This window comes from Pseudomonas sp. 05N434 (assembly GCF_056396965.1).
Genome location: NZ_JBFTMK010000658.1, coordinates 1 through 2,453, shown reverse-complemented (window position 1 = coordinate 2,453; position 2,453 = coordinate 1). Strand labels below are relative to the sequence as shown.

The window sequence follows — 2,453 nt, the reverse complement described above, 5'->3', positions numbered from 1 at the left end:
ATCGTAGACCGCAACGTTACGCCGCTGCTGTCAGTCAACGACCCAGAACTGATGGTCGCCATGCCCAAGGGCCTGACCGCCGCCACCGGCATGGACGCGTTGACCCATGCCGTCGAAGCCTACGTCTCCACGGCAGCCAACCCGATTACCGATGCCTGTGCGCTGAAAGCCATCACATTGATCAGCGACAACCTGCGCCAGGCCGTGCAGGACGGCAGTGACATGATCGCGCGGGAAAACATGGCCTACGCGCAATTTATGGCGGGCATGGCGTTCAACAATGCGTCCCTTGGCTACGTTCACGCGATGGCCCATCAGTTAGGCGGGTTCTACGACCTGCCCCATGGTGTGTGTAACGCGGTGCTGCTACCTCACGTGCAGAGCTTCAACGCGCTGGTGTGCGCCCCTCGCCTGACCGACGTTGCCCACGCGATGGGGGCCGACATTCGCGGGCTCAGTCCGGAAGAGGGCGCGCAGGCGGCGATCGCGGCGATCCGCAGCCTGGCCAGGGATGTGGACATTCCCGCCGGTTTGCGTGAGCTCGGTGCCAGGCTCAATGACATCCCGGTCCTTGCCAGCAATGCCCTGAAAGACGCCTGTGGACTGACCAACCCACGGGCGGCGGATCAGCGGCAGATCGAGGAGATTTTCCGCAGCGCGTTCTAAGCGGTTCGACGGCCGGGCGCGAGCACTACGCAAAGCAGCGCGCCCAAGGCCAGCAAGGTGCATAACAGCGACAAAGGCCATGCCTGCTGGCTGGCTATCAGGCTGGCGATACCGCCGATAACGGCGGCCATCAGTTGATGAATGAAACCGCTCAACGCCATCGCATAAGCACCGCCGACCGGGGAACCGTGGTTGGCCAGGGACAAGCTGATTGGGTAAATCAGCGATTGGCCGAATACTGCAAAACAATAGGGCAACCAGAACAGCAGCGCGATAGACGTGCCTGCGAGGCTACCCAGCAACATGACTGCGCTGCCGGCCAGTATCAGCCCGACGCCCGCCGTCATCAGCCATTGCTGACCGGTATGCAGTACGAAGCGATTGACCGCCACGGCCCCGAGAAAGTACGCCGCGCTGATGGGCCAGCCCAACAAGCCGTATTCCACTGCCGACCACTTGAAGGCGCCTTGCAGAATCAGCGGTGCAGCGGTGTTGAACGCGACAATCACCCCATACCCCAAGCCACCGGCGAGGGCCGGTAACAGGAAGGCCCGATGCCGCAGAATGTGCCCGTAGCTCGTCCAGGCGGATGATGGTGTGTTCTCTTCTGCCAGCATCGGGAACGTGACCCGCGCCACCACCAGCGCCATCAACAGGCTCACACCACCCAATAAGTAGAAAATCGCTGACCAGCCCAGTGTCACCTGGATGATCGACCCCAGGTATTGACCGATACCCAGCGCCACCACAAAGGAAATCGATATCCAGGACAACGCCTTGGCCAGCAGATCGCCGCGAAAACTGTCGCGGATCAGCACCCGGGCCATGACTGAAATCCCGCTGGCGCCAATCCCCTGAATCAGGCGAAAAACCAGGAACGATTCAAGTGTCTGGCCCAGAGGCAGGGCCAGGTTGCCCAGCCCATAGAGGCCGAGCGCCGCGAGCAATACCGGCTTGCGGCCAATGCGTTGGCCCAGGCTGCCCCAGAACAGCATCGGCAGCGCCATGCCGATCAGATACACCGCCAACCCCCATGAAACCTGTGAGGCATCTGCGGACAGATCCCGGGCAATATCCGGCAGCGCCGACAGATAAATGCTCATGCCCAATTGGGCGAGAAAAACCGTACAGCAGGTGATCAGGAGGGTGGTGCTGCTCTTCATTTAATCTTCCCTGTTTTTTCAGCCGCCGATGTCCCGGCCGTGAGCACGTAAAAGCTCGGTGATGAGTCCACAGAAATGGCGGATCAGCGTCGTCCCCATGTCGGCGCGCAGGGTGATTCTGATGGCTGCCTTGCCTTGTGCAACCACCGGGAAAAAGACTGCCGAGGTGAAGAATCCGTGATTGGCCAGTTCAATGGCGATGTGGTTGGCCAGCGATGCCTCACCGCAATTGACCAGTCGAATCGCCATGTTGCTGTTGTGTTGTGCAGTTCGTATGAGGCTGTCAAAGAGGCGGATATTAACCTGAAGCTTTTCCTGCAGCTCGGCGAATTCCAGGGTGTGGTGTAGCTGGATGGATGCCCGGCCCGCGCCAATGGCTGCACTGTTCAGGCTTTGCGACCAGTTGCTGGGGCCGCCGTAACGCGCAATGAGCTTCTTCTGCCGTTCACTGCCCAGCATCACCAGACCGCCGCTGGCGCCGAACGACTTGGCCAGCGAGGCGACGATGAGGCAGTCATCATCCAGGGTATGCAGCCTGGGACGTACAAGACCGGCGCCGAATGTTCCTACAGAGGAAAGCGCGTGGGAGTCGTCCAGATAGAGAAACAGCCCATAGCGGTCCTT

3 protein-coding genes are annotated in these 2,453 nt (G+C 60.6%); 1 reads left to right on the top strand and 2 read right to left on the bottom strand.

Going from position 1 to position 2,453, the window contains the following annotated elements; all coding sequences use genetic code 11:
• On the top strand, positions 1-666 hold a 666-nt coding region (locus AC1DLB_RS27580; protein WP_477786057.1), incomplete at its 5' end, for a dehydroquinate synthase/iron-containing alcohol dehydrogenase family protein.
• On the opposite strand, the gene AC1DLB_RS27575 is transcribed toward AC1DLB_RS27580, so the two are convergent.
• Together AC1DLB_RS27575 and AC1DLB_RS27570 are read right to left on the bottom strand one after the other, a co-directional pair.
• Positions 663-1,829 carry an MFS transporter gene (locus AC1DLB_RS27575; protein ID WP_064619821.1) on the bottom strand — a complete coding sequence of 389 codons (1,167 nt, stop codon included), beginning with the start codon at positions 1,827-1,829 and terminating at the stop codon, positions 663-665. The genes AC1DLB_RS27580 and AC1DLB_RS27575 overlap by 4 nt on opposite strands.
• Positions 1,830-1,847: 18 nt before the next feature.
• Positions 1,848-2,453: aminotransferase class I/II-fold pyridoxal phosphate-dependent enzyme (locus AC1DLB_RS27570; RefSeq protein WP_477786056.1), on the bottom strand; the 606-nt coding region annotated here is incomplete at its 5' end.

Bases quoted from the DNA above. Each gene is read 5' to 3' on its own strand.
- AC1DLB_RS27575 (WP_064619821.1), bottom strand. From the start codon at position 1,829: ATGAAGAGCAGCACCACCCTCCTGATCACCTGCTGTACGGTTTTTCTC.